Source organism: Vibrio sp. QJM3NY_39 (assembly GCF_057785895.1).
On the sequence record NZ_CM173505.1, the window covers coordinates 2,259,201 to 2,282,201 of the forward strand.

Consider the following 23,001-nt stretch of genomic DNA (forward strand, 5'->3'; position numbering starts at 1 on the left):
GATCTACCCCTTATCCAATGTTTGTAACAAACGTGACTTAGTTACCACGCCAAAGTAATTACCTTGCTCATCCACAACAGGAACTGAGTAAGGCACACCACCAACAAGGCCAAGCACGTCATTGATTGGTAAATCAGGGTTCAGCGTTAATCCATCATCGAGCTGCGCGCTCACTAATGATTTGTTCTCTTTGTGAGCTTTGCGAAGAGAGTCAATAGAAACAATGCCGGAGTAAAGACTACTCTTCTCAACAACGATGCCGTATTCACGGTCGTTATCCATTAGGATTTGCAGAGCAGAAGCTGGGCCGTCGTGTTCTGACTTTTTAAATACCGCAGCCGGTTTCTTACGCGCAATATCTTTCACAGTAAGTACGCTTGCGACATTTACACCACGGAAAAAGGCTTCGACATAGTCGTTCGCTGGGTTGTTAAGAATTTCGTCTGGTGTGCCCACTTGAACCACTTCACCGTTTTGCATAATGGCAATACGGTCACCGATTCTCATCGCTTCATCCAAATCATGGGAGATGAATACAATCGTTCGTTTATCGTCATTTTGAAGACGAATCAGTTCATCTTGCATTTCAGTACGAATCAAAGGATCGAGTGCCGAGAACGCTTCGTCCATTAACAGGATATCTGGGTCACATGCCAAGGCACGCGCTAGACCAACACGTTGTTTCATACCGCCAGACAATTCATCTGGGTACGATTCTGAGTATGCGCCAAGGCCTACGCGCTCTAACGCTTCAAATGCTGACTGTTTTCGTTTATCTACTTCAACACCTGCCAACTCAAGGCCAAATGCAGCATTTTCGATAACTGTCATATGCGGCATCAGTGCGAAATTTTGGAAAACCATGGAGATGTTGTTGCGGCGGACTTCGCGCAGTTCATCTTCTGAGATGTGGGCAATGTCTTTGCCTCGAAGAAGCACATTACCTTTGGTAGGTTCGATTAAGCGGTTAAGAAGGCGTACTAGGGTTGATTTGCCAGATCCTGACAATCCCATAATCACGAAAATCTCGCCTTCTTGAATACTAAGAGAAACATCGTTAACACCGATCGTTAACCCTGTTTCTTCGAAAATTTTGTCTTTATCCGCGCCTTCATTAATCATCGAAAAAGCACGGTCGGTATCTTCACCAAACACCTTGTACAGTCCCTTAACTTCCAGTATGGGATCCATATAATCTAATCCTTTCTTAGCTATTTTAACTTAAAAATGGTTATTTAAGCTCGAAAAACGATTAGCACTCTAAGCAATGTAGAGCTGTAAATCAAGGGGTTGCGTTCGGTAAGCCTTATCAAAAACAATCATTTCGCCAACCAAAATTAAGTTTCAATATCCAGACAAAAACCACCAAAACACTGATAATAAAGGATATTAAAACGATATAAATGCGTTCGAGATTATCTATTACTTACTGATAGATTATTGAATATTTATTTCACATTAAAAAAATTAATGGGTGAAACAGACTAGGATCCAACGCAAATACTTCGTGTACAAATAATTCGAATACAAACTATTTATTGTAGTTTTAACGATATCGAAAAACTGGAAATTTGCTCTTTACGGAGAGCAAAACCTCCCCCCCTTCTTCTTTATCGATGTAACAAGAAGATCGGTATAGCTTCGGCAAGAACGCAGAGGTATTCACAACCGCTCATTTAAACCAATAGAGGGCCAGAAAGTCACTATATGAAAATAGAAATAGCCGATGGAATAAACCAAGTTTGACACTGGTCAAATTGATAGAATTATCTTCAGTATCCAAAACATAACGCCAAGTGTGATGCTTACTGCAAACTAATGAGTGTCGATTATCTAAGCCGAAAGACAACTTGTAGAGTCCTCATTGCTGAGCCATTATTTATAGAAGAAATCGACATACTTTCCGCGATTATTAAAAAAAAGGACAAGGCGCTCGAATGATAAAAATGCTGGTGTGTGACTTTGACGGTACGCTTGATGGGGGTTCATCTCATGGGGTTAATCAGTTATTTGACTACTTAGCGGAGCAACCTGATATCCGCTTTATCATCGCGACGGGTAGAACTCTGCCCTCAATCCGGGTGGGTTTGGCATCAGATAACTACCCGAAACCACACAGTATTATCAGCGATGTGGGCACCAGAATTCATCACGTTCACTCCCAAAAGCCTGATCATATTTGGCACAACCAATTAGAAGCTTCTTGGAACAAATCAAAGGTAGAGTCAGCACTGGCGCCACTCGATTTCATGGGCGAACGCTTAGAGAGCCATCAGGGTGATTACAAAATCACTTTTGAAGGAAAGCTCTCAGAGCCTCAGCATGAACTGATCGAATCGAGCTTAGAATTACACGGGATAGATGTACACCTCACTTACTCTCACGATTGGTACCTAGATATCACGCCTAAAGGTGTCAATAAGGCCACAGCGATTCATCATCTACTTAAACAACATGAGTTGAGCGTTGAAGAAGTGTGCGTTGCCGGTGACTCTGCCAACGACACCTCTATGCTGACGATAAAGGGCGTAAACTCAATATTAGTGGCTAACCATTATCCTGAGGTCGCTCACTTGTCTGATCGAGACAATGTGTATACTAGCAGAGCAACACACGCTGAAGGTGTGTTAGAAGGACTCAAATACTGGCAATTGCAAACGGTAGCGGGCAGTTAAAACGGGCGTAGTTGAGATACTCTTCGTTACTTCACGTCCTTACTTCCAACCTGGAAGCCCATGCTCCTTGTCGGTTAGATCTCGCCAATTAATGGCTTCCTCTCGTTTGGTCATCACTGCTTCTATCAAGCAACGAATCACCTCCCCTTCTTCAAACTCAACCTCAGTGACCATAAAATGCTTTTCTTTCTTTACTGGGCTAACCGCGGTCCATTTACTACGAAGTAACTTCTTTGGGTTGATCCGGTTCATGATCTTATCTCTCGCTGTGATGTCGTTGATTATTATGAGTTGTCTACTCGACACAGAGTAATAGTCTCTGTGGCACAAAAAAGATCATAAAAAAAGGTTCATCGCGGCTTTCCGGGGAAAGCCGCTTTTATCTTCAAGAAGAAGTAGTCTGTATCTCGATACCCATACCCCATTCGCTTGATTAACTTTATCTTGTTGTTTATCCCTTCCAGTGTGCAGGTGTTCAACGGATAACTTGCCGATGCGATAATGCCGTGAAGATAAGGACTCAGTTTTCGTGCGAACTCTTTCAATGGCTTAATTCCACTCTCTTGCACTTGTTCCCACCACGTGTCCCAGAGCCCCTTCGCGTGCCCTTCGGATTCACAATACCAAAGCTCTTTGAGTTGGGCTCCGAGTATATAAGTGGTCATTAAGTCCTTATTGATATTCAATATTTCAGTAAGATAGCTATCTTGACGTGTATTTAAGTTGCCTCTATTTTTCAGCAGTACCCACCGTGAGCGCTTCACCCATTGCCTCGCTTTTTTATCTTGCTTGAGTTTGTTGGCTTGGTCGACTCTGACTCTATCCATCACCTCGCGACCGAACTTAGCAACAACATGGAATAAGTCGTAAACGATTTTTGCGTTCGGGCAGTGCGCTTGAACTTCAAGGTCAAAAGCCGTATTCATGTCCATCGCTACTGCTTCGATATTTACCCCATTCTCGCCTAGCTGCTCGAAGAACGGCCGTATGTCCTTGCGGCTGCGGCCTAATCCAACCCAAATGACTTGATGAGTCTTCGCATCAGCGATGACGGTGGCATATCGATGCCCTTTAAAGATGGCGAACTCATCCATCACGAGCTGCTTTAGCTCACCCCATTTCACTGGCGGCACCACTTGTCGAAGTCGGCGTTTATCTATTTCTTTAATGGTGTGCCAATGAACGCCCGTAATTTGGGATATATGCTTAATGGGAAGCAGGGGTAGCAGTTGTTCTATATAGCTTTTTAGGCGCTTTGTTATACGAGCATAAGGCTCTAACCAAGAGAGAGATTCTGTTTTTATGCCGCAGTCACGACACTTAATCCTTCGAGTTTGAACGGAAAGTTCAACAGGCACACCGAGCAACATGGCATCCTTTACGTGACGCCATTGATACTCATGGATAGCCTCGGCCTCAAGACCACAAAGGCATTTAGCCTCAGAGCTAGGTTTAAGAGTCAGGGTAATAAGTGATGCTGTCTGGAGAGACTTTACTATTTGAAAGCCTTCCCAGAATGAAGATAGGAAAGTATGATTCGGCATAGAAACGGTAGTTTGTGTATGATTTTTGTTTGGCGACTAAACCATATCACTTACTACCGTTTTTGTTTTTAGTTCCCGCTAATCCGCGATGAACCTAAAAAAAGCCAGCGATTAAGCTGGCTCTATTCTGTCGGCTATTTCTCGTTAGAGATTAACCATTTTTAGGTGGATCAAATGCCGTGAGTTCTAATGCAGGGCCTGTGTATTTTTCAATCTTCACAAGCGCAGAGTTCGCAGCACAGCCATTCGCCAAACGAGAAGTCGGGATATCCAACGTAAGCACGTTACAGCCACCGTTTTTACATAGACCTGTATCTTTATCTAAATCTGGCCAACCGCCTTCATGGATACATACAGAACCTTGTTTGATGCCATCAGTCACTAATGCACCCACCAATACTTGTCCACGACCATTGTGTGCACGAACCAAGTCACCGGTTTTAATACCTCGATTTTTCGCATCTTCAGGATGAATTGAAATCGGCTCACGGTCTGAAATCGCATACTCTTCGCGAATCTTCGCGTAGTTAAACTGGCTATGCAGACGGTGCGCGGCGTGCGATGTCATCAATTGCAGTTCACCATCTTTAGCATTACCTGTGTACTCTGTCGGCTCCATCCAAGTTGGATGTGGGGGACAATCATCAAGCTTGTAACCTTCAATCGTTCTAGAAAAGATTTCAATCTTGCCACTTGGTGTTCCTAGTGGGTTCATAATTGGATTTTCACGGAAGTCAGCGTAGCGAACAAACTTCGCATTCTTATCGTTCCACTTCATCTCAATCAGTTGGTTATCTTCCCAGAACTTACTGAAGTTTGGCATTGCAACACGTGCAGCGCGGCCACCTTGTTGAGCAGCTTTATAGAATTGGTACAACCATTCCATTTCTGTTTTGCCTTCGGTATATACCTCATGGCCACCAGGCGCTAACAGTTCTGCCATGTCTGCAAATACATCGAAATCGTTTCGAGCTTCACCTTGAGGCTCAACCGCTTTCTTCATTGGTACTAAGTGTTGGTTACTGTAGTCACCTGTCATCGTCAGATCGTTGCGCTCAAACGATGTTGTAATAGGCAGAACAATATCCGCGTGCTTAGCAGCTGCGGTCCAGTAAATCTCAGAAATAACAACCAGTTCCGGTTTCTGCCACGCTTTGATCAAACGGTTGGTGTCTTGGTGATGAGTGAAGTTACCGCCGCCCGCCCACCAGATCATTTTGATATCCGGGAATACACGATCATGACCATTATGCTTGTACGCTTTGCCCGGGTTTTCCAATGCTTCCACAATACGAGCAACAGGGAACGAGTTAATCACCTTGCCTGTCGCAGACCAGCCACGCTCATCACTGCCCGCAACAGCACCTAAAGATGCGGACATTGCAGGCAATACGCCAGCGTCACGAGATGGGTTACCGCCATTTGAGTAGTGGTAAGAGAATCCGAAACCACCACCTGGCAAACCAATCTGACCAAGCATTGCAGCAAGAGTTACCAGCATCCAGTGGCGTTGCTCACCAAATTGTTGACGCTGAATACCCCAACCTGCCATCAACATGGTTCGGTTTCTGCTGAAAATATCAGCCAGTAATTCAAGCTGTTTAGCTGGCACACCACACACGCTTGACGCCCACTGTGCGTCCTTCACTACGCCGTCTTCTTTACCCATCAGGTAATCTTCGAAAACGTCATAGCCTGTCGTGTATTTGTCGATGAACGTTCGATCGTGTTTACCTTTGATGACCAACGTGTGGGCAATACCTATCAACATCGCAACATCAGTCATTGGGTGCGGAGCAATCCACTCTGCATTGTCGCCAAAGAACTCGATAGTTTCAGAACGCATTGGATCAATAGCAATCACGGTTTTGCCAGACTTCTTCAATTGATGGAAGAACTCAAGACCAGAACCGTCTGTTGAACTCCAAGCAATCTTCAAAGTGTTCATTGGGTTTAGACCCCAAAGTACGACTACATCACTGTGCTCTAGCACCATTGGGTGGGTTGTTTGTTGCTCGTAAACTTCAATCGAGCCCACAACGTGTGGCATTATAACTTGCGCTGCACCTGTTGAGTAATCACCCATGTGACCAGAATAACCACCAGCCATTCCCATGTAACGTTGAAGTAAGGTTTGTGCCTTATGAAGCACACCACTTGAACGCCAGCCGTATGAACCTGCGAAAATCGCATCTGGGGTATTATTTGCACGGATACGCATGTGCTGTTCGTGTATTAGTTTGTACGCCTCTTCCCAAGATACGCGAACAAACTCATCGCTACCGCGCGCGGCTTTAGGCGCTAACGGATTATCTAAGTAGCTCTTGCGCACCATAGGATATTTAATACGCGCTTTGGTATGTACTTGGTCTGGGCCAGTTGTTTGAAGGCTGTTAAAAACGGTTTGAGGTACCGCATTCGTTGTAGACACTAGCTTACCGTCTTTCACTTCACATAGCATTGGTCCCATACGACCAGCCGTTAGAACACCTTTACCACGCGTGTTTGACGAAGCGACTGACATTGGAGAGAACGACGTAAACGCCATCGCACCAGCAGTCATACCTGTGCCTTTTAAAAATCCGCGACGTGTAATATCTGTCATGTTTTATTCCTTACAATTAGTGGCCAACAACGTCTTTCGCGTGGTTTTGGAAGTACTTAGTCAGAAGTTCAAGGTTTTGTTCTGAGATATCTGTACGAGATCCCATACCTTTAGCTACCGGTCCCCAAGCGTTAACGGTGAAGTGCTCACCAGGAATTTTTGCGTGACAAGTTGAACAGTAAACGTTGTCTAACTCTTCTGCATAAGACCAAATTGGGTCTAGGCTATCGACAACTGGAGACGTAATATCACCCGTTAGCGCAACTGAACGCCACTCGTTACCGTAAGCATCGGCCTTGTATTCACCCGTTTTAAGTGCGGCTTGCCCTTGTTCAGTCAAGGTCGCAACAATTGAGCGTTGGCCTTCACCGAAGTAAAGCACTTGCTCTGCACCTTTCATTTGGAACGCATTCAGAGTCACATTACGGTTGCCGCCATCCGATTTAATCACTTCTAGTTTTGCTGTCGGGTTTAGGTTACCAAATTCGCCCATTGCGATATCGGTTACTGGGTAAACCACTTTCGCATCTGCTGGCGTGTTTTTCGTAAATGCAATCAGGGTATCGAACGCTTTGCTATCTAGCTGAGCTTCAGGAGCGAAATGCGCGACGCCTTTGTGACAATCAATACATGTTTGGTCATTTTCACGACCGTATGCATGCATTTTCGCCGCATCACGAGATTGTTCGAATGTTTCCATTGCATCGAAATCGTGGCAAGAGCGACATGTCGCTGAGTCGTTTTCACGAAATTGAGCCCAAACTGTCTCAGCCATCTCTTTACGATGCGCTTCATATTTCTCAGGCGTGTCGATCTTACCCGAGATAAATTCGTGGTAGATGTCTTTAGACGCTCTCACTTTGGTGATCACGTAATCCACAGGATCCGTTGGAATATGGCAATCAGCACACTCTGCTCGAATGCCTTTTGCGTTACTGAAATGGACCGAACCTTGGTACTCTTTATGTGGCGTTTCCATGGTGTGGCAAGACACACAAAACTCAGAGCTCGATGTGTAGTGCATAACGGCTGCAGTACCGCCTAGCGTTAACCAGCCAATACCTATACCAACAGCGGCAATAAGAGCGATATATCGTTTTTTAATAGACATATTTAGAAATCATCTTCAACAATTAGTAATAATTGCGAACAGAATAACACTTTAGGGTTAGTCGCTATTGATTCACGTCATAAATTGTCTTTATTGATAATAAAGAAAGCGAGCAATGAGACCTAAATACAAATCACTTATAACCATGACTGCGCAACCATTTAGCTTTATATTCACAAAGCAAATAAGGCCACATTGATTTATAACATTCATATAAAAAATAACGGCGTACTTCCTCATTAAAAACGCACTAGAATCAAGATAAGGAGTAGCGAACACATATACAATGTTTGCAAATTTACGGTACTGAAATAGACATGAACCAAACAGAATTCCAGCAAAAAATAGCGCGTTTCACCGCCATCGAACAAGCGCTTGATTACTTTGAAATTGGCTTTGATAGCAAGTTCATCGACCAAAATAGAATAGAGCTTGTGAAGCGCTTTAATGGTTATCTGATTCTTTCGAAACCTGATGATTGGTTTTCTGGACGAAGAGCACTAAAAAATGCCTACTGTAAGGTGCAACGCAGTAAGCTGGATCGTTACACTCGTTCTGCTTGTCGTGGTTGTACGACTTGCCAACGCCGCTAGTTCAAAATCAGAAAGCTTAAACGTAGATAACAAAAAATTGAGAATTGAAATAACATCTCATTACGATTTAGTTAGTGGTTTGCTCGAAAAAAAGTGTGCTAGTCTTACGGCAACTCAACTACGAGATAAAAACTACAATGAAAATTTTCAGCAATTTCGAAAGCGGCAACATTCACGTCGTTTCAGCAGATTCACCACAAAATATTCAACTGACTATCCCAGCAGACAACCAGACTGAAATCTCTCAGTGGTTTCACTTCCGTTTAGAAAGCGAAGCTCAACAAGCTCACCACTTTGAAATCGGCCAATTGGCAACATCTGCTTACCCTGATGGGTGGAAAGATTATGATGTTGTAGCATCTTATGACCGTGAAGAGTGGTTCCGAATTCCATCTCAGTTCGATGGCGATACATTAAGCTTTGATATCATCCCTGAACACGATTCAATGTACTTCGCGTACTTCGCGCCGTACTCATACGATCGTCACCAAGATCTTCTGCACAGTGCTCAAACGCACCCGGCTTGTAAGCTTGAAACTCTAGGTCACACGCTAGACAACAACGACATCACCTTGCTAACCATTGGTGAGCCAAGTGAAGATAAGAAAAACATCTGGGTTATTGGTCGCCAACACCCAGGCGAGACTATGGCTGAATGGCTAATCGAAGGTCTGCTGCAACGCCTGCTTGATGAGACAGACACAGTCGGTCGCTCTCTTCTAGACAGCGTTGTTTTCCGTGTTGTGCCTAACATGAACCCAGATGGCAGCATCCGTGGTCACCTGCGCACTAATGCGATTGGTGTAAACCTTAACCGCGAATGGCAATCACCTTCTCTAGAGCGCAGTCCTGAAGTTTTCCTTGTGCGCGAGCGCATGCTAGAAACTGGCGTTGATCTGTGCCTAGACATTCACGGTGATGAAGCGATCCCGTATAACTTTGTTGCAGGTAGCGAAGGCACACCTTCATACAACGAGCGCATTGCAAAACTGGAGAACCACTTCAAGCAAGCGCTTCTGACTATCACGCCAGAATTCCAAGATGAATTTGGTTACGATAAAGACGAACCGGGCAAAGCAAATATGACCGTCGGCACAAACTGGATCGGCGAGCAGTTCAAATGTCTGGCTTACACTGTCGAGATGCCGTTTAAAGATCACATCAGCCACGCTGACGAACTTTACGGCTGGTCTCCAGAGCGCAGTGTTGCATTTGGTCACGACATGCTAGCAGCGGTTTGGGCAACAGTAGACGAGCTATAAAACGAACCATAGACAGGCTAAGCGCCTTAGTTTGTCCGTATAGTTAGTTTGCTTACATATATAGCAAAGCCCAGCACTTGTGAAAGTGCTGGGCTTTTTAATATCGGATCTAAATGAGTGACTTGGGCTTTAAGGCATCTAACTTTAAAAGCTTTCTAAGCCACTCTGAGGCTAGCAAAAAATACTGGGTATCTTTGTCTAATGTGTCTTTGTTCTGACACCATATCTTTGAAGCTTGGTCCTTCTAACAACTGAACGATCACTTCATCGCCTTCTTGTCGCAGCACTGCACCACTAATATCAATGGTGTTGTTATCGTGCAGTCTTAAACTGCCCGCCATTGAGAAGCCTCGATAAACAGGAATGATGTTACGCATCATCAAGCGCACACCCTTTTCAGACACTTCACTCACATGAAAAAGCTCATCCTTAATTCGCATCACTGGACGTGCCTTTTTTGGGTACTTCAAGCGGTAATATTTGCGTTTCTGGGTGAATGACTCTTCACTCATCTGTGACTCCCTGTCTCTGTTTATTCGGTCAAGCAATAGCCTTTAGCTTCAATTGGATTTCGAACGAACACATTCACTGAATTGATATCTGACCATTATATCGACTTTACGAGCTAATGCTTTAGAGATTTATGCACAGAAACAAGGATTGTTGAGTATTCAGTAAAAAGTGAGATATGAGTCGTAGATGCTAGGGGGTCGATTATTAACTATGAACCCTAAAGCTGAAACAGCGCCAACTGAATACTGAAGCCAACAAACAACAACCCGCACACAATGTTCATCCATTGAGACGTGCGCTTTTTCGTCAATAATTTCTTAAACGTATCAGCCATCAAAATGACAACCAAAAACCATGTAGCAACCACTGTCGCCTGTATCGCGCCCAGCATTAAACTGTCGGACACAATGTGATCCTTAGAAACAAACTGAGGGAATATCGAAAGGTAGAATAGAACGATTTTAGGGTTAAGTAGGTTAGTGAAGAGTCCTTTGAAAAACTGGTTATAAAGCTTACTGCCCGATGCGCTCACTATAGCAAGCACGCCCTCTTGAGCTCGCAATGCCGCCCGAAAATGGTTGTACCCAAGCCAGACTAAGTACAATACACCCACCCACTTCAGTCCCTCAAAGGCCATTGGAGTCTGAGATAACAGTAAGCTCATGCCATTCGCAGAAACAAACGCATGAAACAAGAACCCGCATGACACACCCAACACGTTAATAAACGCAAACAACTTTCTTTGAGTTAAAGCCGTGCTCAATACCAACAGAGCATTTGGGCCTGGAATGATCGCAATAAAAAACACGATGACAATAAACAGCCAGATACTTTCCCAACTCATTTCGCTCTCATTTCCTTAAAGCTTCCTATTCATTTCTTGATCATTTTAGGGCAGGTATTGTACGTCCATTCAATACCATTACAATATGCCAAACGTTTAATTAGCTTGCCTTAGTTCAGTTGTATGGATAACGCTTAAATTTAACGTGTATAATTCACCCGTTTATCCTGTAACACAGCAAAACTCATTCTCTAACATTTATAGCCCTGTTAGACTCCACCTCTATTTTGATACTTGGTTCATTTATGTCATTTGATAACCTCACCCTTAACGCAAAAACCGTCACAGCGATCCCTTCTCAATTCGACAAACCGACTGAGATACAACAAGCGGTAATTCCATCAATTATTGCGGGTAAAGACGTACTTGCGTTGGCTCAAACGGGTAGCGGAAAAACATTGGCGTTCGGCTTACCCTTGCTGAACAACATCATCCATGATGTGAATGGACTTCAAGCGCTTATCATCGTCCCGACACGTGAACTCGCGTCTCAAGTGACTGAATCTTTAGAGCCGGTCGCGACAGCGCTCGATATCAAATTCGTAACCTTAACCGGTGGCGTGAATACTGATGTTAAACAGCAACAATTACTAACCCAACCGCAATTAGCAATCGCTACGCCAGGGCGTCTACTTGCTTTAATCAAAAGTAGCGAACTGGATGTCGCTCAGTGCGTATCATTGGTTCTTGATGAAGCCGACCGACTGATCGACATGGGCTTTTGGCCAGATATTCAAGCAATTACCGCAGCACTACCAAGCAAACGTCAGTCACTGTTGTTCTCGGCGACACTTCCGCCCGAATTAATGGGGCAAGCTGAAGAGCTTCTTTCAAATCCAGTTAAAGTCACGACACACCAAGAAAACAGCGTGGTCGCGACTATTGAAGAAACTCTGTATTTAGTGAACAAAGGCAGTAAGGCTCAAGCGCTCATCGCCCTACTTCATCAGACCCCATGGCCGCGAGTATTGGTGTTCATTGGTGCGAAAGACAATGCCGACGCATTAACCAAGCGATTGAATAAATCTAAAATCAATGTGAGTGCGTTACACGGAAATAAGAGCCAAGAAGAACGAGAGCAAGCATTAGAAAGTTTCAAAAATGGCGAGACTCGTGTGCTTATCGCCACCGACGTGATGGCTCGCGGCATCCATATTGATCAGCTGCCTGTCGTGATTAATTTTGATTTGCCGACACACTCCGCAACTTACGTACACCGAGTTGGTCGCACAGCAAGAGCAGGAAGCACTGGTTGCGCTATCTCTCTGGTTAGTCACAGCGAAACTGATTACCTGAATGCGATTCGTACTCTGACCAATAAGCCTCTTGTGCTACAAGCATTAGAAGGTTTCCCTGTTACAGACAAACCTGCATCGGAAGCGACAGCTCGCAAACGTCCACCTAAAGACAAAATGGCTAACCGAAGAACCGCAAAGAAGAAAAGTGCTAAGCAATTTAAGAGCAAGCCAAGTCCTTCGAAATAGCCAGTTCATCAGAATAGCCATAGAAAATCGATTAGCCCAGTTTGTACTGGGCTTTTTATATGCAATCAGATGTAAAATCACAACCTGTCGACTCAGACAAAATGCAACTTTAAATGACACTTTTGTGAATTATGGTGCCAAGGTATTGATTCTTGGTTGCTCAAAAAAAATACTTTCTGATCACGTTGACGCCCCTATATCTGGCAACTAGATTTTTCTATTAGTGTCTAAAAACCGGGAGGTCATTGAAATGAAACGTGCAAGCTCTACATATCGATTACAACTGATTAAGGAAGTGGCTACTCGCCGAGATCGTCAGAGTTCCAATGACCCAATGGCAAACTACATACAAAACCTAATCGACAACAAAGACGACTGTGATACCTCGGTGGAACGCAATCAGAGGTTCAGTGGTAGTCATTTTGATGAGCATATTGGTGGTTGGGTTAGCGACCACTGGGGTAGCAAGTAGTCCGATATCTCCAGTCACTCGTGTCATAAATAAAGCAGCGTAACCGCTGTAGAATTTATCTCCGCATTAACCTATCATCTGCAACAAATCCCTATCATTGAGTAAGCAGAAAGTGTCTGAGTTAAAAAGAGAAAAAGAAGTGATGGTTGCCTTCCAAGTGATCCCTCGCGTTAAAGAAGGCAACAACTTCGAAGTAGTTGATAAAGCTATTGAAGTGGTGAAAGCAGCCGATCTGCCTTTCCAAATTGGTGCGATGGAAACCACAATGAAAGGTGAACTCAATCAATTACTCGATATCGTTAAAAAGGCAGAGCAAGCTTGTTACGATGCTGGGGCTGTAGAAGTGATAACCAACATTAAGATTCATAGTAAAACCACCGAGGCCGATGATACATTTTGTACATACCATCGTGGTGTAACGAAAGCGAATCACATGTTTGTTTAATAATATGTTTATTTCAGAAAGCTGTTTATTTAAGAAAACAAGGGGTTAAGAAAGACTCTGAAGAACCAGTGATGTTATTGAAAAGGCATGTCTGAAAGGTGAGAAAGGATTTCCATTCGTTCTTCTTCTGACATCGAATGCCAATCACGCGGGCTCTCTTCAGGGTCATTTTTCGCCCCAATGTTTTTTCGATCAAGTGCTTTAACCGGTTCTTTTTTGAGTTTTACGTTCTTTTTATTCATACCGACATCACTCCTTCTGGTACAAAGGTACCTACCTTAATATTACACCCCAACCATTATGTAAAGTAATAGTTACTTCGGAGTTAAATAAAATCTTGATACTTCCTCTTTAACCGAAAAGATCTCTTTGGGGACTTGTATTTCCCTCTTCGTCGACCGACTTACCAACCAAGTTTTTTTGCTTCATTATCTTCCTTCGATAGCGCTGACGACAAAGCTTAATCACGTGCAATTGTTCTGACGGAGTCATCGACATCCAATTAAAGCGTTCTTCTCTTTTGCGCATACAACCATTGCAATAGCCTTTATCATCGCTTGAGCAAACCCCAACGCAAGGGCTTGGAACCTGGAAAAACTCTAACTGCTCCACCATGCCTCCTTACACATCAAAATCGAGCTTACTAATTAAAAAATAAGCGATTAATTTGTCGCCCAGCTCGTGAAATTCATACTAAACTATGACCTTATACTGACACATATAGTGTTTTGTAAACTATACTTTGAACCCATCAAGTTACACTTATTCGGTAACTTCGTTCTTTCCTTTGGAGCCTTATAATATGAAGTTTAGTTCAAAAAAATTACTAGCAGTAGCCGCTTTACCTATGATGCTAGCAGCATGCACAACAACAGGTGACAACGCGATGCAAGTAACACCAACCGATCTACAGCACCATAATTGGGAACTTGCGCAAATTGATGGCAAGGACATTGTGAAAAGCGAAGACCAAGCAGCTCCTCGTCTAGAGATCGGCGAAAAGATGACTGCAAACGGCATGGCTGGTTGTAACAACTTCTTCGGTCAAGGCGAGCTAAAAGACGGCCAATTCCGTATCAAGCAAATGGGCATGACAATGAAAATGTGTCACGGCTCTGCGATGGAAATCGAACAGTCGGTTTCTGCTACTCTAAGCGAGTGGAGCGACGTAACTCTAACAAACGATACGCTAGTACTGAAAAACGATGTACACACGCTAACGTACACAATTCGTGATTGGGTAAACTAATCCGTTCTCGAAATAGATATTGATTAAAGGAGCCTTCATGGCTCCTTTTTTATTGCCTGCTTACCCTCACTACACCTTCAAAATTAACACTCGTCGCCTACTTTTAGTTCCAACCTCCAATAAACCTCAAATATCTCTCATTTAGATGCAATAAATTCACTGGTTTATCGGTCTATTGCTAGGATGGTAAGAGCCTAGAGTCTGTCGAGCTTTCGAGACGATCGCATATCGAACAAAGTTCAACCAAAAAAGAGCAGCGCGCCCTCCCTGCTTGTTCTCAAGTAATTGATTGAATTTACTGTTGAATTAGAAATTATTTTAGAAACAGATAGAATAACTGTAGGGAGTTCTAAATAACAATGCTCTTACCCGTTCACTACCAAATGGAAAAGTTTATGAACAAGATAGTAAGTACGTTAGGAATCATGGCAACCGTTGCATACAGCGCAACCATTTATGCTGATGAAGCAACATCAACCAATAACTGGAACCAAATCGAACAGCAGGCAGAGGGACAAACTGTCTACTTTCACGCTTGGGGCGGTAGCCAAGAAATCAATCGTTACCTACAGTGGGCGGGCAAGAAATTACAAAGTGAGTACGGTGTTACCTTAAAACATGTGAAAGTAACCGATATTGCAGAAACTACCACTCGCTTACTCGCAGAAAAGGCGGCAGGAAAGAACACTGAAGGCAGTGTCGATATCGTCTGGATTAACGGCGAGAATTTCCGTTCAATGAAAGAAAATGCCTTGTTGTTTGGACCATTCACTCAAACACTTCCAAACTGGCAGTACGTGGATAAGTCTTTGCCGATCGATGTCGATTTCTCGGAGCCAACAGAAGGCTTGGAGGCACCTTGGGGCGTTGGGCAACTTGTCTTCATCCACGACCAAGAAACACTGCACAATCCTCCACAATCGTTTTCAGAGATGTTGAGCTACGCTCAGGCTTTCCCGAATCGCTTAAGCTACCCGCGCCCACCAGAGTTTCACGGTACGAGCTTCATTAAGTCTCTACTGATTGAGCTAACAAACAACAGTCCTGCGCTTGCTAAACCCGTTTCAGAAGATACCTTCCAAGACGTTACGGAACCACTGTGGGCTTACTTAGATAAATTCCATAAAGTGGCATGGAGAGGCGGAAAGCAATTTCCTGCAGGTACATCTGAAAGCATTCAACTTCTGGATGACGGACAGCTCGACCTCGCGATTACGTTCAATCCAAACTCTGTATATTCAGCACAATCAAGTGGCCGCCTAGCGGAAACTACCAAGGCTTATGCGTTAGAAAGCGGCGCTCTGTCTAACATTCACTTCCTTGCGATTCCTTGGAATGCCAATGCAACCGCGGGTGCTCAAGTGACCATCAACTTCTTGTTGAGCCCAGAAGCACAATCTCGCAAAGGTGACCTCAATGTCTGGGGTGACCCTTCTGTATTGAGCAGTAAGTACCTAACCGGCAGCGCTAAAAATACTCAGCAATTTAAATCGATTGATGAACCGCATCCTAGTTGGCAAAACGCGCTCGAGAAAGAGTGGCTTAAACGATACGGTAACTAACCTCCATGCTTCGCGCTCTATATTTTGTTGTTATAGCTGTGTGCATTATCCCAACCATTCCTGGGGTAGCGGGAGTCGTGGCTTCGTCACTGAGTTTCATCCCGCCCCTAGGTTTAGAGAAGCCAACACTCAACGGCTTTAGCCAAGTCTTTCAATGGGAAGGGGCTTGGCACTCTATTGGCTTAAGCCTAGGTTCAGCGGTCGCCAGCAGCTACATTGCCTGCTTCCTGACCTTTTGTATTCTTCAGGCTTCTTGGGGAAACAAGTTTTGGAGAAAGATTGAGCTAACGCTATCGCCAATGCTTGCCATTCCGCATGTGGCTTTCGCTATCGGCTTTGCTTTTCTGTTTAGCCCAACAGGGCTTGGCGCAAGAGCCGTGCATCACTTACTTGGTGAATCGGCTACAAGCTCTGAATTGGCTTTGCTGATCAAAGATCCTTACGCGTTTGGCCTAATCATTATGCTCGCACTCAAAGAAGTTCCTTTCTTGTTGCTGATGAGCATATCGATACTTCAACAAATCGATGTAGAACGTATCACTAAGGTGAGTGCATCACTCGGTTACAGCCGCGCTCAGATCTGGTGGAAGTGTATTTTCCCGCAATGGTTTACTAAGCTTCGCTTCCCAATGCTGGCTGTGCTCGCCTATAGCGTATCGGTTGTCGACATCGCTCTGATCATTGGCCCAACCAACCCACCGACTTTTGCCGTTTTGGTATGGCAATGGTTCAACGACCCAGATCTTAATCTACTACCACGAGCTGCTGCTGGTGCGATCGTTTTGTTTGGCTTGGCTTCGTTGATCATCGCCTTGGCGCGTTTAGTTGAATGGGCAATTCTTAAGTACTTTAGAACTTGGCAGTATTCAGGAAGAACAGGAGCAAACCTTCCGGGGAAAACGGTATTCACAGCTCTTGCAGCTTTGTCACTGATGATCATTCCATTGATGATTATCTGGAGTTTTGCGCAGCGCTGGCGCTTCCCTGATTTACTGCCTAGTCGCTACAGCATGCGCTTCTGGGAGTTCGAGTGGGATGGCATCATGAGCACCGTTGGTCAAAGCTTATGGATTGGTCTGATTGCTGCTTCAATCGCTTTGTTGCTTGCGCTGGTTGCTCACGAATACAGAATCAAATACAAGTGGCAAGTCCCAGGCTTTATTATCGCGATTCCCATGTTGATACCTCAACTGTCGGTGTTATTCGGTATGCAAATCACCACCCTATACATTGGCAGCAGTGCCTATGAGCTTTGGGTTATTTGGGCGCATGTTTTCTTCGCCTTTCCATTTGTGTACTTGTCTTTGGACGGCCCATGGAAAAGCTTCAACGATGGGCTGATAAAAGCTTCACTGAGCTTGGGTAAATCGCCATTTCAAAGCTGGTATTCGATCAAGCTGCCTATATTACTGCCCGCCATCGCCTTCGCTTGGGCGGTTGGGATCAGTGTGAGTTTGGCTCAGTACTTGCCGACATTGATGCTCGGTGCTGGTCGTATTAGCACCATCACCACAGAAGCCGTTGCCCTAAACAGTGGTTTCGACCGCAGGGTAACCGCAATTTATGCCATTTGGCAGGCCTTGTTGCCTCTGTTCTTTTTCTCTTTAGCGATATTAGTCAGCCGACTTCAACTTAGATATCGCCGTCTTACTTTTAAAGGTTTTCTTACTAATGAGTCTGCACCTCAACGACCTCGCCATCCATAAAAACGGTGGCGAATCGCTGTTTTCAGCGCTAAACGTAACATTAGAATCAGGCCAAATATTGGCGTTGATGGGGCCAAGCGGCTGCGGAAAATCGACGTTGTTAGATGCCATCGCGGGTCACCTGAATGACGAGTTCTCATACTCTGGCACCGTTATTTTGAACGATATTCAGCTAGACGAGATCCCATCACATCAGCGTGAAGTCGGCATTCTGTTTCAAGATGACTTGTTGTTTCCACACCTAAAAGTATGGGAGAACTTGGCCTTTTCGTTACCAAACTCGGTTAAGGGTTCAGATCGCCAGCAACAAGCAATGGAAGCATTAAAAGACATTGAACTGACCCGCTTGGCTGAGTCGTTTCCCGACCAAATATCTGGCGGCCAGCGAGCGAGAATTAGCTTAACTCGTATGCTATTGGCGAAACCGAAATTGGCGTTGCTTGATGAGCCGTTTAGTAAGCTCGACCAAGAACTCAGAGCCCAGTTTCGCGACTGGGTATTTGAGCAACTCACTAAAGCGAATATTCCGACATTAATGGTGACGCACGACCAAACCGATGTGCCTCAAGGGGCAAAAGTTCTGTCTTGGCCATGGAGAAGTAACCATGCTGGATAAGTACTCTATTAAGGTCATTAAGTGGCCATTAAATCAGTCGGCTAAGTTACTGAACCAATTTGATATCACGGCCAATCAAACCACGTTATTCGGATTTGTGGTGGGATGTTTAGCGTTTCCAGCATTGGCATTTCAACAATACGAATGGGCGTTGGGGTTTATTGTATTTAACAGGGTTTGTGACGGGCTTGATGGAGCCTTAGCTCGAATCCAAGGCATTAGTGATGCGGGCGGTTTCCTAGACATCAGCCTCGATTTTCTTTTCTACTCGTTAATCCCTTTTGGCTTTGTTATCGCCAACCCAGAACACAACGCCATTGCCGGTGCATTTTTGATTTTCTCTTTTATCGGCACAGGCAGCAGCTTTTTAGCGTTTGCGGTTATGGCTGGTAAGCGAGGCATTGAAAACCCAGTCTATAAACATAAGTCTCTCTATTACATGTCTGGACTAACCGAAGGCACAGAAACCATCGCTTGTTTCATTGCTTTCTGTATTTGGCCTCAACACTTTGCGGTTATCGCTTATACCTTTGGTGCTGCGTGTTGGCTAACTACGTTCATGCGTATTTATTTTGGGTTTCAGACACTCAAGAATCAAACCAACTAATATGAATTTCTGCATTCCTCATAAACAAAAACGCCGCTCATATGAGCGGCGTTTTTTAGCTGATTCTGAAATTCAATTAAGCGTCAGTAGAGGCTTTAATTTGAAATCTCAATACCTTTAGGCTTGAATCAAGGTCGACATCGACAAACTCAGGTGGGTTGTCTAAACGTTCGATAAACTCAACACTAGGCGCTTCTTCTGCCATCGTCTCAATTAGGAAGTTTGGCGATACTGCTGGTGAGTTAACACAAGCAATCACTTCTCCGCCTTCTGTTAGAAGATCAGGCAAGCGACGTAAGATCTTTTTGTAATCTTTAGTTAAAGCAAAGCTGCCTTTTTGGAACGAAGGCGGGTCGATGATAACCAACTCGTAAGGGCCACCCTTTTTGATTTTTCCCCAAGACTTAAAGATATCGTAACCAAGGAAGTTCACCGAACGCATATCGTGATCATTCAAGCGGTGGTTATCACGGCCTTTGTTTAGCGAGCCACGTGACATGTCCACGTTCATGCATTGGCGAGCACCACCAGCGATAGCCGCTACTGAGAAACCACAAGTGTATGCGAACAGGTTAAGGACATTCTTATCCTTAGCATTGTCTTGTACCCACTGGCGACCATTACGCATGTCAAGGAACAAACCAAAGTTCTGGTTACGGCCAATGTCTAGTTGGTACTTAAGACCGTGCTCAACCACGATGGGTAAGTCATTAAGTTCACCCCATAAAACCTCTGATGGCGCACCATCGGCATAACGATGTTGCAGAACAATACTGGTGCCCTGCTTTACTTGCCAGATATCTTTATTGGTGAGATCGACCAGTCCCGCTTTAAGAGATGATAAGAATTCGTCATCCACTTCTTTGAATACGTTAACCAATAACTGCCCATCAACCCAATCACATGTTAGTTGATCTAGGCCTGGCCAAAACTTACCACGACCGTGAAAAATACGGCGTAGCTCATTCGGCACTTCATTAAGTTGCTGTTCAATATGACTAAAAAACAGAGGTAAAGCTGATGCTTCCATTATTTCACTCACTTAGTGTTTAGCTTTGGCCAAGTTAATGACCAAGGTTCAAGCCAGTTGTCTAAACCATTAGACACGATCTCTTGATGCCACTTCTCACCCAAGGAGTTTAGGCTTCTTGGATCGCAGACATATTCGTAGGCTTGTGATTGATAGGTAAATCGAATCGCGAAGGCATGCAGATAACCTCTGTCAGCCTCACTCGATGGATTATAAATAGGGTCACCAACAATGGCTGAGCCGATCGACTTCATCGCAACACGGATCTGATGAGTTCGCCCCGTATAGGGTTTACATAAAAATAGACGCTCACCGGGTTCAGCCGTTGCAGATAAAAACTGGGTAATCGCTGGATTTTCTTTGCTTGTCAGTAACTTCCAGCTTGAGCGTCGTGAACGCTCCATATCTCCTGAAATCAGCCCCTGCTTTTTCTTTGGTTTCTTCGAACCAATCGCAAGGTAGTACTTCTCGACTTCACGCTTTGCGAACAGCTGTGAAAGCTCACTTGCTGCCGAAGCATTTTTTGCCAGCAGTAGAATACCTGATGTCATTTTATCGAGACGATGGACTAGGTATAGCTTCGGCTCGTTGATTGCTTTAGCAACTTCTTGCAACAACATGGTATCGCCATCGTCTTTATGGACGCTGACGCCAGGATGTTTGTTTATGAGTAAAAAATCAGAGTGGTTCAGAAGAATGTCGAACATTTAAAGGCTAGCTCCATTGTAGAACGTGGAGTATACCGTGTCTGAACCCAGATTCCAGCTACGAAAAAGCCCAACTCACTCAATAAATATTGAATCATTGGGCTTCTTTTTAGCAAGTAGCGATCAGTGCTTGGTCTTTACTCGATTAACATTCGGAAAATAGAACAAAGCCACCCGCCCTACGCTAGTTTGAACTTACCGACTAATGCTTCTAGCTCAGCAACTTTAGCGTTCAAGCCTGAGGTATTTTCAGAGCTGCGAGTCGCCAATTGCAAAGACTGCTCAGAAATATCACTGATCGCCGTAATATCCGCTGCAATTTCTTTGGTCACCGCTGTCTGTTCTTCTGCCGCAGTAGCGATAGAGTTGACCATGCTTTGTACATTGCCAGCACCACTTACAATCGCTTCTAGCGCCGAAACTGCGCCAGAGCTTTGCTCTACACCAATCTCAACTAAACGACAGTTATCTTGAGTGTAAGTCACCGCTTCTTGCGTACCAGATTGAATCGACTGAATGATACCAGACACTTCTTGAGTCGCTTTGGTCGTTCTCTCTGCCAGCGCTCGTACTTCATCTGCAACCACCGCAAAGCCACGTCCAAACTCACCAGCACGTGCCGCTTCAATCGCAGCATTCAGCGCCAGTAGGTTGGTTTGTCCAGCGATGTCTTCGATTACCTTAATAACACTGCCAATCTGTTCGCCATGTGAACCTAGCGTATTCATTTGTACCGACATGTCGCTCATTTGAGTCGACACTTGTTGGATACTTGCCACCATTTCAACAATCACGTTACGGCCATCTTCTGCTGACGTTTCTGAGCGACGCGCCTCTTCATAAGTAGAAATACCTTGCTGAGCGACTTCCGAAATAGTCAAGCTTAGCTCTTCTGCGGCGGTCGCAATCAGGTTAGCTTTATCAGCTTGTGCAGAGGCACCAGAAACGATGTCTTGACTGATTGATGATAGCTCACCTGTCACCGATTGAACTTGGTTCGTCACAGAAGAGATTGAACCCAATAGGTCGACCAAAGATTTCTGCATCTGGTTAATCGAAGTAGCGAGATCGGCTAGTTCATCGCCAGAATCATCAACAATATCTCCAGCGGTAAGGTCGCCATTTGCCACGCGTCGCGCAACTTGTTCAACACGAGTTAGACGGTTAGTGATGGAGCTAGATAATACAAACGCAATCACACAACCAAACACAATCGCAATGGCAGACAACACCATGATGGTGCGTTCGATGGTGGTAAACGAATCGGTTAATACAAGCAGCGATTGTTCTGTATCGGCACGCTCACTTGCAGACGCTTGGTCCAGTAAGTTTTCAACCGGGATTAGATTGCTCTCATATAAGGAGCGAAGCTGCTGGATATTCGATAACAGCGCAGACTCATCGTTGATCATAGGTACAAGCTTAGATTCAAACTCTTGAGTAAAGCGCCCCATCAGGTCTTCAATTCGCTCAATACGGCGATGGTCTTCTGAACCTCGACTCTCTAAACGTTTTGCTTCTTTAATAGCCTGAGCAAATTCATTCTTGTTGGTTCGATAATCATTAAGCGCATTGTCGGCCTGAGTAATCGCACCAAGTGCATCGCGATAAACATCCCCAGCCTCATCTATCAATACAAGGTAGGTCACCGTTCCCGGGACATCATCCATCCTAATTTCATCAGCGCTCTTGTGAGCTCCAATGACTTCTATCCATACAATACCGACTAACGTGACAAGCACCGCCAATATAGAGCCAAACCCAGCGTACAACTTCTTCCTAACTGACAATTTCACACAACACCTACTTAAATAAAATACAGCTCAATCAGCTATTACTTTTCATTATATCGGCTACCAGACCAATAACTTTAAGTATTTATTTTTCTTTGATAATTAAGTTGGTAGCATAAAAAAACGGGAGCCAATGGCTCCCGTTTCTTAACTTACTTTAACTCGCGGATTGTAGCTTCTAAG

Annotated in this window: 23 protein-coding genes; 11 read left to right on the forward strand and 12 right to left on the reverse strand. The window is 44.5% G+C overall.

Annotated features, from left to right (window positions below; translation table 11 throughout):
- Positions 1–3: 3 nt before the first annotated feature.
- Complete coding sequence (proV, locus tag AC3CHU_RS10025) at positions 4–1,191, reverse strand: glycine betaine/L-proline ABC transporter ATP-binding protein ProV (RefSeq protein ID WP_017079026.1); 1,188 nt, start codon at positions 1,189–1,191, stop codon at positions 4–6.
- A 746-nt stretch (positions 1,192–1,937) separates the two neighbouring features.
- On the opposite strand from proV, the gene AC3CHU_RS10030 reads away from it, so the two are divergent.
- The gene (locus tag AC3CHU_RS10030) at positions 1,938–2,675 is read left to right on the forward strand and encodes an HAD-IIB family hydrolase (protein ID WP_171314801.1); all 738 of its coding nucleotides are present in this window, start codon (positions 1,938–1,940) and stop codon (positions 2,673–2,675) included.
- A gap of 39 nt (positions 2,676–2,714) precedes the next feature.
- Here the strand turns inward: AC3CHU_RS10030 and AC3CHU_RS10035 are convergent, their stop codons facing one another.
- From AC3CHU_RS10035 to AC3CHU_RS10050, 4 genes are all read right to left on the reverse strand, one after another.
- The gene (locus AC3CHU_RS10035) at positions 2,715–2,927 is read right to left on the reverse strand and encodes a TIGR02450 family Trp-rich protein (protein ID WP_488524464.1); all 213 of its coding nucleotides are present in this window, start codon (positions 2,925–2,927) and stop codon (positions 2,715–2,717) included.
- Positions 2,928–3,025: 98 nt separating this feature from the next.
- On the reverse strand, positions 3,026–4,219 hold the full coding sequence (locus AC3CHU_RS10040; RefSeq protein WP_488524348.1) for an ISL3 family transposase: 1,194 nt from the start codon (positions 4,217–4,219) through the stop codon (positions 3,026–3,028).
- A 151-nt stretch (positions 4,220–4,370) separates the two neighbouring features.
- Positions 4,371–6,824 carry a molybdopterin guanine dinucleotide-containing S/N-oxide reductase gene (locus AC3CHU_RS10045; protein ID WP_488524465.1) on the reverse strand — a complete coding sequence of 818 codons (2,454 nt, stop codon included), beginning with the start codon at positions 6,822–6,824 and terminating at the stop codon, positions 4,371–4,373.
- A 16-nt stretch (positions 6,825–6,840) separates the two neighbouring features.
- A complete protein-coding gene (locus AC3CHU_RS10050; protein ID WP_488524466.1) occupies positions 6,841–7,935 on the reverse strand; it encodes a NapC/NirT family cytochrome c in 1,095 nt (364 codons plus the stop codon).
- A 317-nt stretch (positions 7,936–8,252) separates the two neighbouring features.
- Here AC3CHU_RS10050 and AC3CHU_RS10055 point away from each other — a divergent pair, with 317 nt between their 5' ends.
- A complete protein-coding gene (locus tag AC3CHU_RS10055) occupies positions 8,253–8,528 on the forward strand; it encodes a nitrogenase-stabilizing/protective protein NifW (protein WP_114633253.1) in 276 nt (91 codons plus the stop codon).
- Between the two features lie 137 nt (positions 8,529–8,665).
- Positions 8,666–9,790, forward strand: coding sequence for a M14 family metallopeptidase (locus AC3CHU_RS10060; RefSeq protein ID WP_114633252.1), 1,125 nt, complete (start codon positions 8,666–8,668; stop codon positions 9,788–9,790).
- Between the two features lie 155 nt (positions 9,791–9,945).
- Here AC3CHU_RS10060 and AC3CHU_RS10065 read toward each other — a convergent pair whose 3' ends face one another.
- Together AC3CHU_RS10065 and AC3CHU_RS10070 are read right to left on the reverse strand one after the other, a co-directional pair.
- Entirely contained in the window at positions 9,946–10,302 is a 357-nt protein-coding gene (locus AC3CHU_RS10065) for a hypothetical protein (RefSeq protein ID WP_054546628.1), read from the reverse strand.
- Positions 10,303–10,520: 218 nt separating this feature from the next.
- On the reverse strand, positions 10,521–11,147 hold the full coding sequence (locus AC3CHU_RS10070) for a LysE family translocator (protein WP_171307763.1): 627 nt from the start codon (positions 11,145–11,147) through the stop codon (positions 10,521–10,523).
- A gap of 245 nt (positions 11,148–11,392) precedes the next feature.
- Between AC3CHU_RS10070 and AC3CHU_RS10075 the strand changes: the two genes are divergently transcribed.
- The 3 genes from AC3CHU_RS10075 to AC3CHU_RS10085 all read left to right on the forward strand — a co-directional run bounded on the left by AC3CHU_RS10075 (position 11,393) and on the right by AC3CHU_RS10085 (position 13,548).
- Positions 11,393–12,631, forward strand: coding sequence for a DEAD/DEAH box helicase (locus tag AC3CHU_RS10075; protein ID WP_488524467.1), 1,239 nt, complete (start codon positions 11,393–11,395; stop codon positions 12,629–12,631).
- 250 nt (positions 12,632–12,881) lie between these two features.
- On the forward strand, positions 12,882–13,103 hold the full coding sequence (locus tag AC3CHU_RS10080; protein ID WP_004734659.1) for a hypothetical protein: 222 nt from the start codon (positions 12,882–12,884) through the stop codon (positions 13,101–13,103).
- Between the two features lie 142 nt (positions 13,104–13,245).
- A complete protein-coding gene (locus tag AC3CHU_RS10085; protein ID WP_488525491.1) occupies positions 13,246–13,548 on the forward strand; it encodes a thiamine-binding protein in 303 nt (100 codons plus the stop codon).
- A 74-nt stretch (positions 13,549–13,622) separates the two neighbouring features.
- On the opposite strand, the gene AC3CHU_RS10090 is transcribed toward AC3CHU_RS10085, so the two are convergent.
- The gene (locus AC3CHU_RS10090; RefSeq protein WP_017079018.1) at positions 13,623–13,790 is read right to left on the reverse strand and encodes a hypothetical protein; all 168 of its coding nucleotides are present in this window, start codon (positions 13,788–13,790) and stop codon (positions 13,623–13,625) included.
- A gap of 109 nt (positions 13,791–13,899) precedes the next feature.
- Positions 13,900–14,163 carry a DUF1289 domain-containing protein gene (locus AC3CHU_RS10095; protein ID WP_017079017.1) on the reverse strand — a complete coding sequence of 88 codons (264 nt, stop codon included), beginning with the start codon at positions 14,161–14,163 and terminating at the stop codon, positions 13,900–13,902.
- 187 nt (positions 14,164–14,350) lie between these two features.
- Here AC3CHU_RS10095 and AC3CHU_RS10100 point away from each other — a divergent pair, with 187 nt between their 5' ends.
- From AC3CHU_RS10100 to AC3CHU_RS10120, 5 genes are all read left to right on the forward strand, one after another.
- The gene (locus tag AC3CHU_RS10100; protein ID WP_004734625.1) at positions 14,351–14,797 is read left to right on the forward strand and encodes an META domain-containing protein; all 447 of its coding nucleotides are present in this window, start codon (positions 14,351–14,353) and stop codon (positions 14,795–14,797) included.
- Positions 14,798–15,192: 395 nt separating this feature from the next.
- The gene (locus tag AC3CHU_RS10105) at positions 15,193–16,359 is read left to right on the forward strand and encodes an ABC transporter substrate-binding protein (RefSeq protein WP_026012260.1); all 1,167 of its coding nucleotides are present in this window, start codon (positions 15,193–15,195) and stop codon (positions 16,357–16,359) included.
- Positions 16,360–16,364: 5 nt separating this feature from the next.
- On the forward strand, positions 16,365–18,065 hold the full coding sequence (locus AC3CHU_RS10110; protein ID WP_488524468.1) for an ABC transporter permease: 1,701 nt from the start codon (positions 16,365–16,367) through the stop codon (positions 18,063–18,065).
- Positions 18,031–18,681, forward strand: coding sequence for an ATP-binding cassette domain-containing protein (locus AC3CHU_RS10115; protein WP_065205522.1), 651 nt, complete (start codon positions 18,031–18,033; stop codon positions 18,679–18,681). The genes AC3CHU_RS10110 and AC3CHU_RS10115 overlap by 35 nt, the downstream gene beginning before the upstream one ends.
- Positions 18,671–19,288 (forward strand): CDP-alcohol phosphatidyltransferase family protein, encoded by a 618-nt coding sequence (locus AC3CHU_RS10120; protein WP_237290670.1) that lies wholly within the window; start codon positions 18,671–18,673, stop codon positions 19,286–19,288. The genes AC3CHU_RS10115 and AC3CHU_RS10120 overlap by 11 nt, the downstream gene beginning before the upstream one ends.
- A gap of 76 nt (positions 19,289–19,364) precedes the next feature.
- Here the strand turns inward: AC3CHU_RS10120 and AC3CHU_RS10125 are convergent, their stop codons facing one another.
- The 3 genes from AC3CHU_RS10125 to AC3CHU_RS10135 form a co-directional block, all read right to left on the reverse strand.
- Positions 19,365–20,318 carry a class I SAM-dependent methyltransferase gene (locus AC3CHU_RS10125; RefSeq protein ID WP_488524469.1) on the reverse strand — a complete coding sequence of 318 codons (954 nt, stop codon included), beginning with the start codon at positions 20,316–20,318 and terminating at the stop codon, positions 19,365–19,367.
- 8 nt (positions 20,319–20,326) lie between these two features.
- Positions 20,327–21,025 carry a TIGR01621 family pseudouridine synthase gene (locus AC3CHU_RS10130; protein ID WP_004734618.1) on the reverse strand — a complete coding sequence of 233 codons (699 nt, stop codon included), beginning with the start codon at positions 21,023–21,025 and terminating at the stop codon, positions 20,327–20,329.
- A 179-nt stretch (positions 21,026–21,204) separates the two neighbouring features.
- Complete coding sequence (locus tag AC3CHU_RS10135) at positions 21,205–22,821, reverse strand: methyl-accepting chemotaxis protein (protein ID WP_488524470.1); 1,617 nt, start codon at positions 22,819–22,821, stop codon at positions 21,205–21,207.
- Positions 22,822–23,001 lie beyond the last annotated feature (180 nt).

Bases quoted from the DNA above. Each gene is read 5' to 3' on its own strand.
- proV (WP_017079026.1), bottom strand. From the start codon at position 1,191: ATGGATCCCATACTGGAAGTTAAGGGACTGTACAAGGTGTTTGGTGAA.
- AC3CHU_RS10030 (WP_171314801.1), top strand. From the start codon at position 1,938: ATGATAAAAATGCTGGTGTGTGACTTTGACGGTACGCTTGATGGGGGT.
- AC3CHU_RS10035 (WP_488524464.1), bottom strand. From the start codon at position 2,927: ATGAACCGGATCAACCCAAAGAAGTTACTTCGTAGTAAATGGACCGCG.
- AC3CHU_RS10040 (WP_488524348.1), bottom strand. From the start codon at position 4,219: ATGCCGAATCATACTTTCCTATCTTCATTCTGGGAAGGCTTTCAAATA.
- AC3CHU_RS10045 (WP_488524465.1), bottom strand. From the start codon at position 6,824: ATGACAGATATTACACGTCGCGGATTTTTAAAAGGCACAGGTATGACT.
- AC3CHU_RS10050 (WP_488524466.1), bottom strand. From the start codon at position 7,935: ATGTCTATTAAAAAACGATATATCGCTCTTATTGCCGCTGTTGGTATA.
- AC3CHU_RS10055 (WP_114633253.1), top strand. From the start codon at position 8,253: ATGAACCAAACAGAATTCCAGCAAAAAATAGCGCGTTTCACCGCCATC.
- AC3CHU_RS10060 (WP_114633252.1), top strand. From the start codon at position 8,666: ATGAAAATTTTCAGCAATTTCGAAAGCGGCAACATTCACGTCGTTTCA.
- AC3CHU_RS10065 (WP_054546628.1), bottom strand. From the start codon at position 10,302: ATGAGTGAAGAGTCATTCACCCAGAAACGCAAATATTACCGCTTGAAG.
- AC3CHU_RS10070 (WP_171307763.1), bottom strand. From the start codon at position 11,147: ATGAGTTGGGAAAGTATCTGGCTGTTTATTGTCATCGTGTTTTTTATT.
- AC3CHU_RS10075 (WP_488524467.1), top strand. From the start codon at position 11,393: ATGTCATTTGATAACCTCACCCTTAACGCAAAAACCGTCACAGCGATC.
- AC3CHU_RS10080 (WP_004734659.1), top strand. From the start codon at position 12,882: ATGAAACGTGCAAGCTCTACATATCGATTACAACTGATTAAGGAAGTG.
- AC3CHU_RS10085 (WP_488525491.1), top strand. From the start codon at position 13,246: ATGGTTGCCTTCCAAGTGATCCCTCGCGTTAAAGAAGGCAACAACTTC.
- AC3CHU_RS10090 (WP_017079018.1), bottom strand. From the start codon at position 13,790: ATGAATAAAAAGAACGTAAAACTCAAAAAAGAACCGGTTAAAGCACTT.
- AC3CHU_RS10095 (WP_017079017.1), bottom strand. From the start codon at position 14,163: ATGGTGGAGCAGTTAGAGTTTTTCCAGGTTCCAAGCCCTTGCGTTGGG.
- AC3CHU_RS10100 (WP_004734625.1), top strand. From the start codon at position 14,351: ATGAAGTTTAGTTCAAAAAAATTACTAGCAGTAGCCGCTTTACCTATG.
- AC3CHU_RS10105 (WP_026012260.1), top strand. From the start codon at position 15,193: ATGAACAAGATAGTAAGTACGTTAGGAATCATGGCAACCGTTGCATAC.
- AC3CHU_RS10110 (WP_488524468.1), top strand. From the start codon at position 16,365: ATGCTTCGCGCTCTATATTTTGTTGTTATAGCTGTGTGCATTATCCCA.
- AC3CHU_RS10115 (WP_065205522.1), top strand. From the start codon at position 18,031: ATGAGTCTGCACCTCAACGACCTCGCCATCCATAAAAACGGTGGCGAA.
- AC3CHU_RS10120 (WP_237290670.1), top strand. From the start codon at position 18,671: ATGCTGGATAAGTACTCTATTAAGGTCATTAAGTGGCCATTAAATCAG.
- AC3CHU_RS10125 (WP_488524469.1), bottom strand. From the start codon at position 20,318: ATGGAAGCATCAGCTTTACCTCTGTTTTTTAGTCATATTGAACAGCAA.
- AC3CHU_RS10130 (WP_004734618.1), bottom strand. From the start codon at position 21,025: ATGTTCGACATTCTTCTGAACCACTCTGATTTTTTACTCATAAACAAA.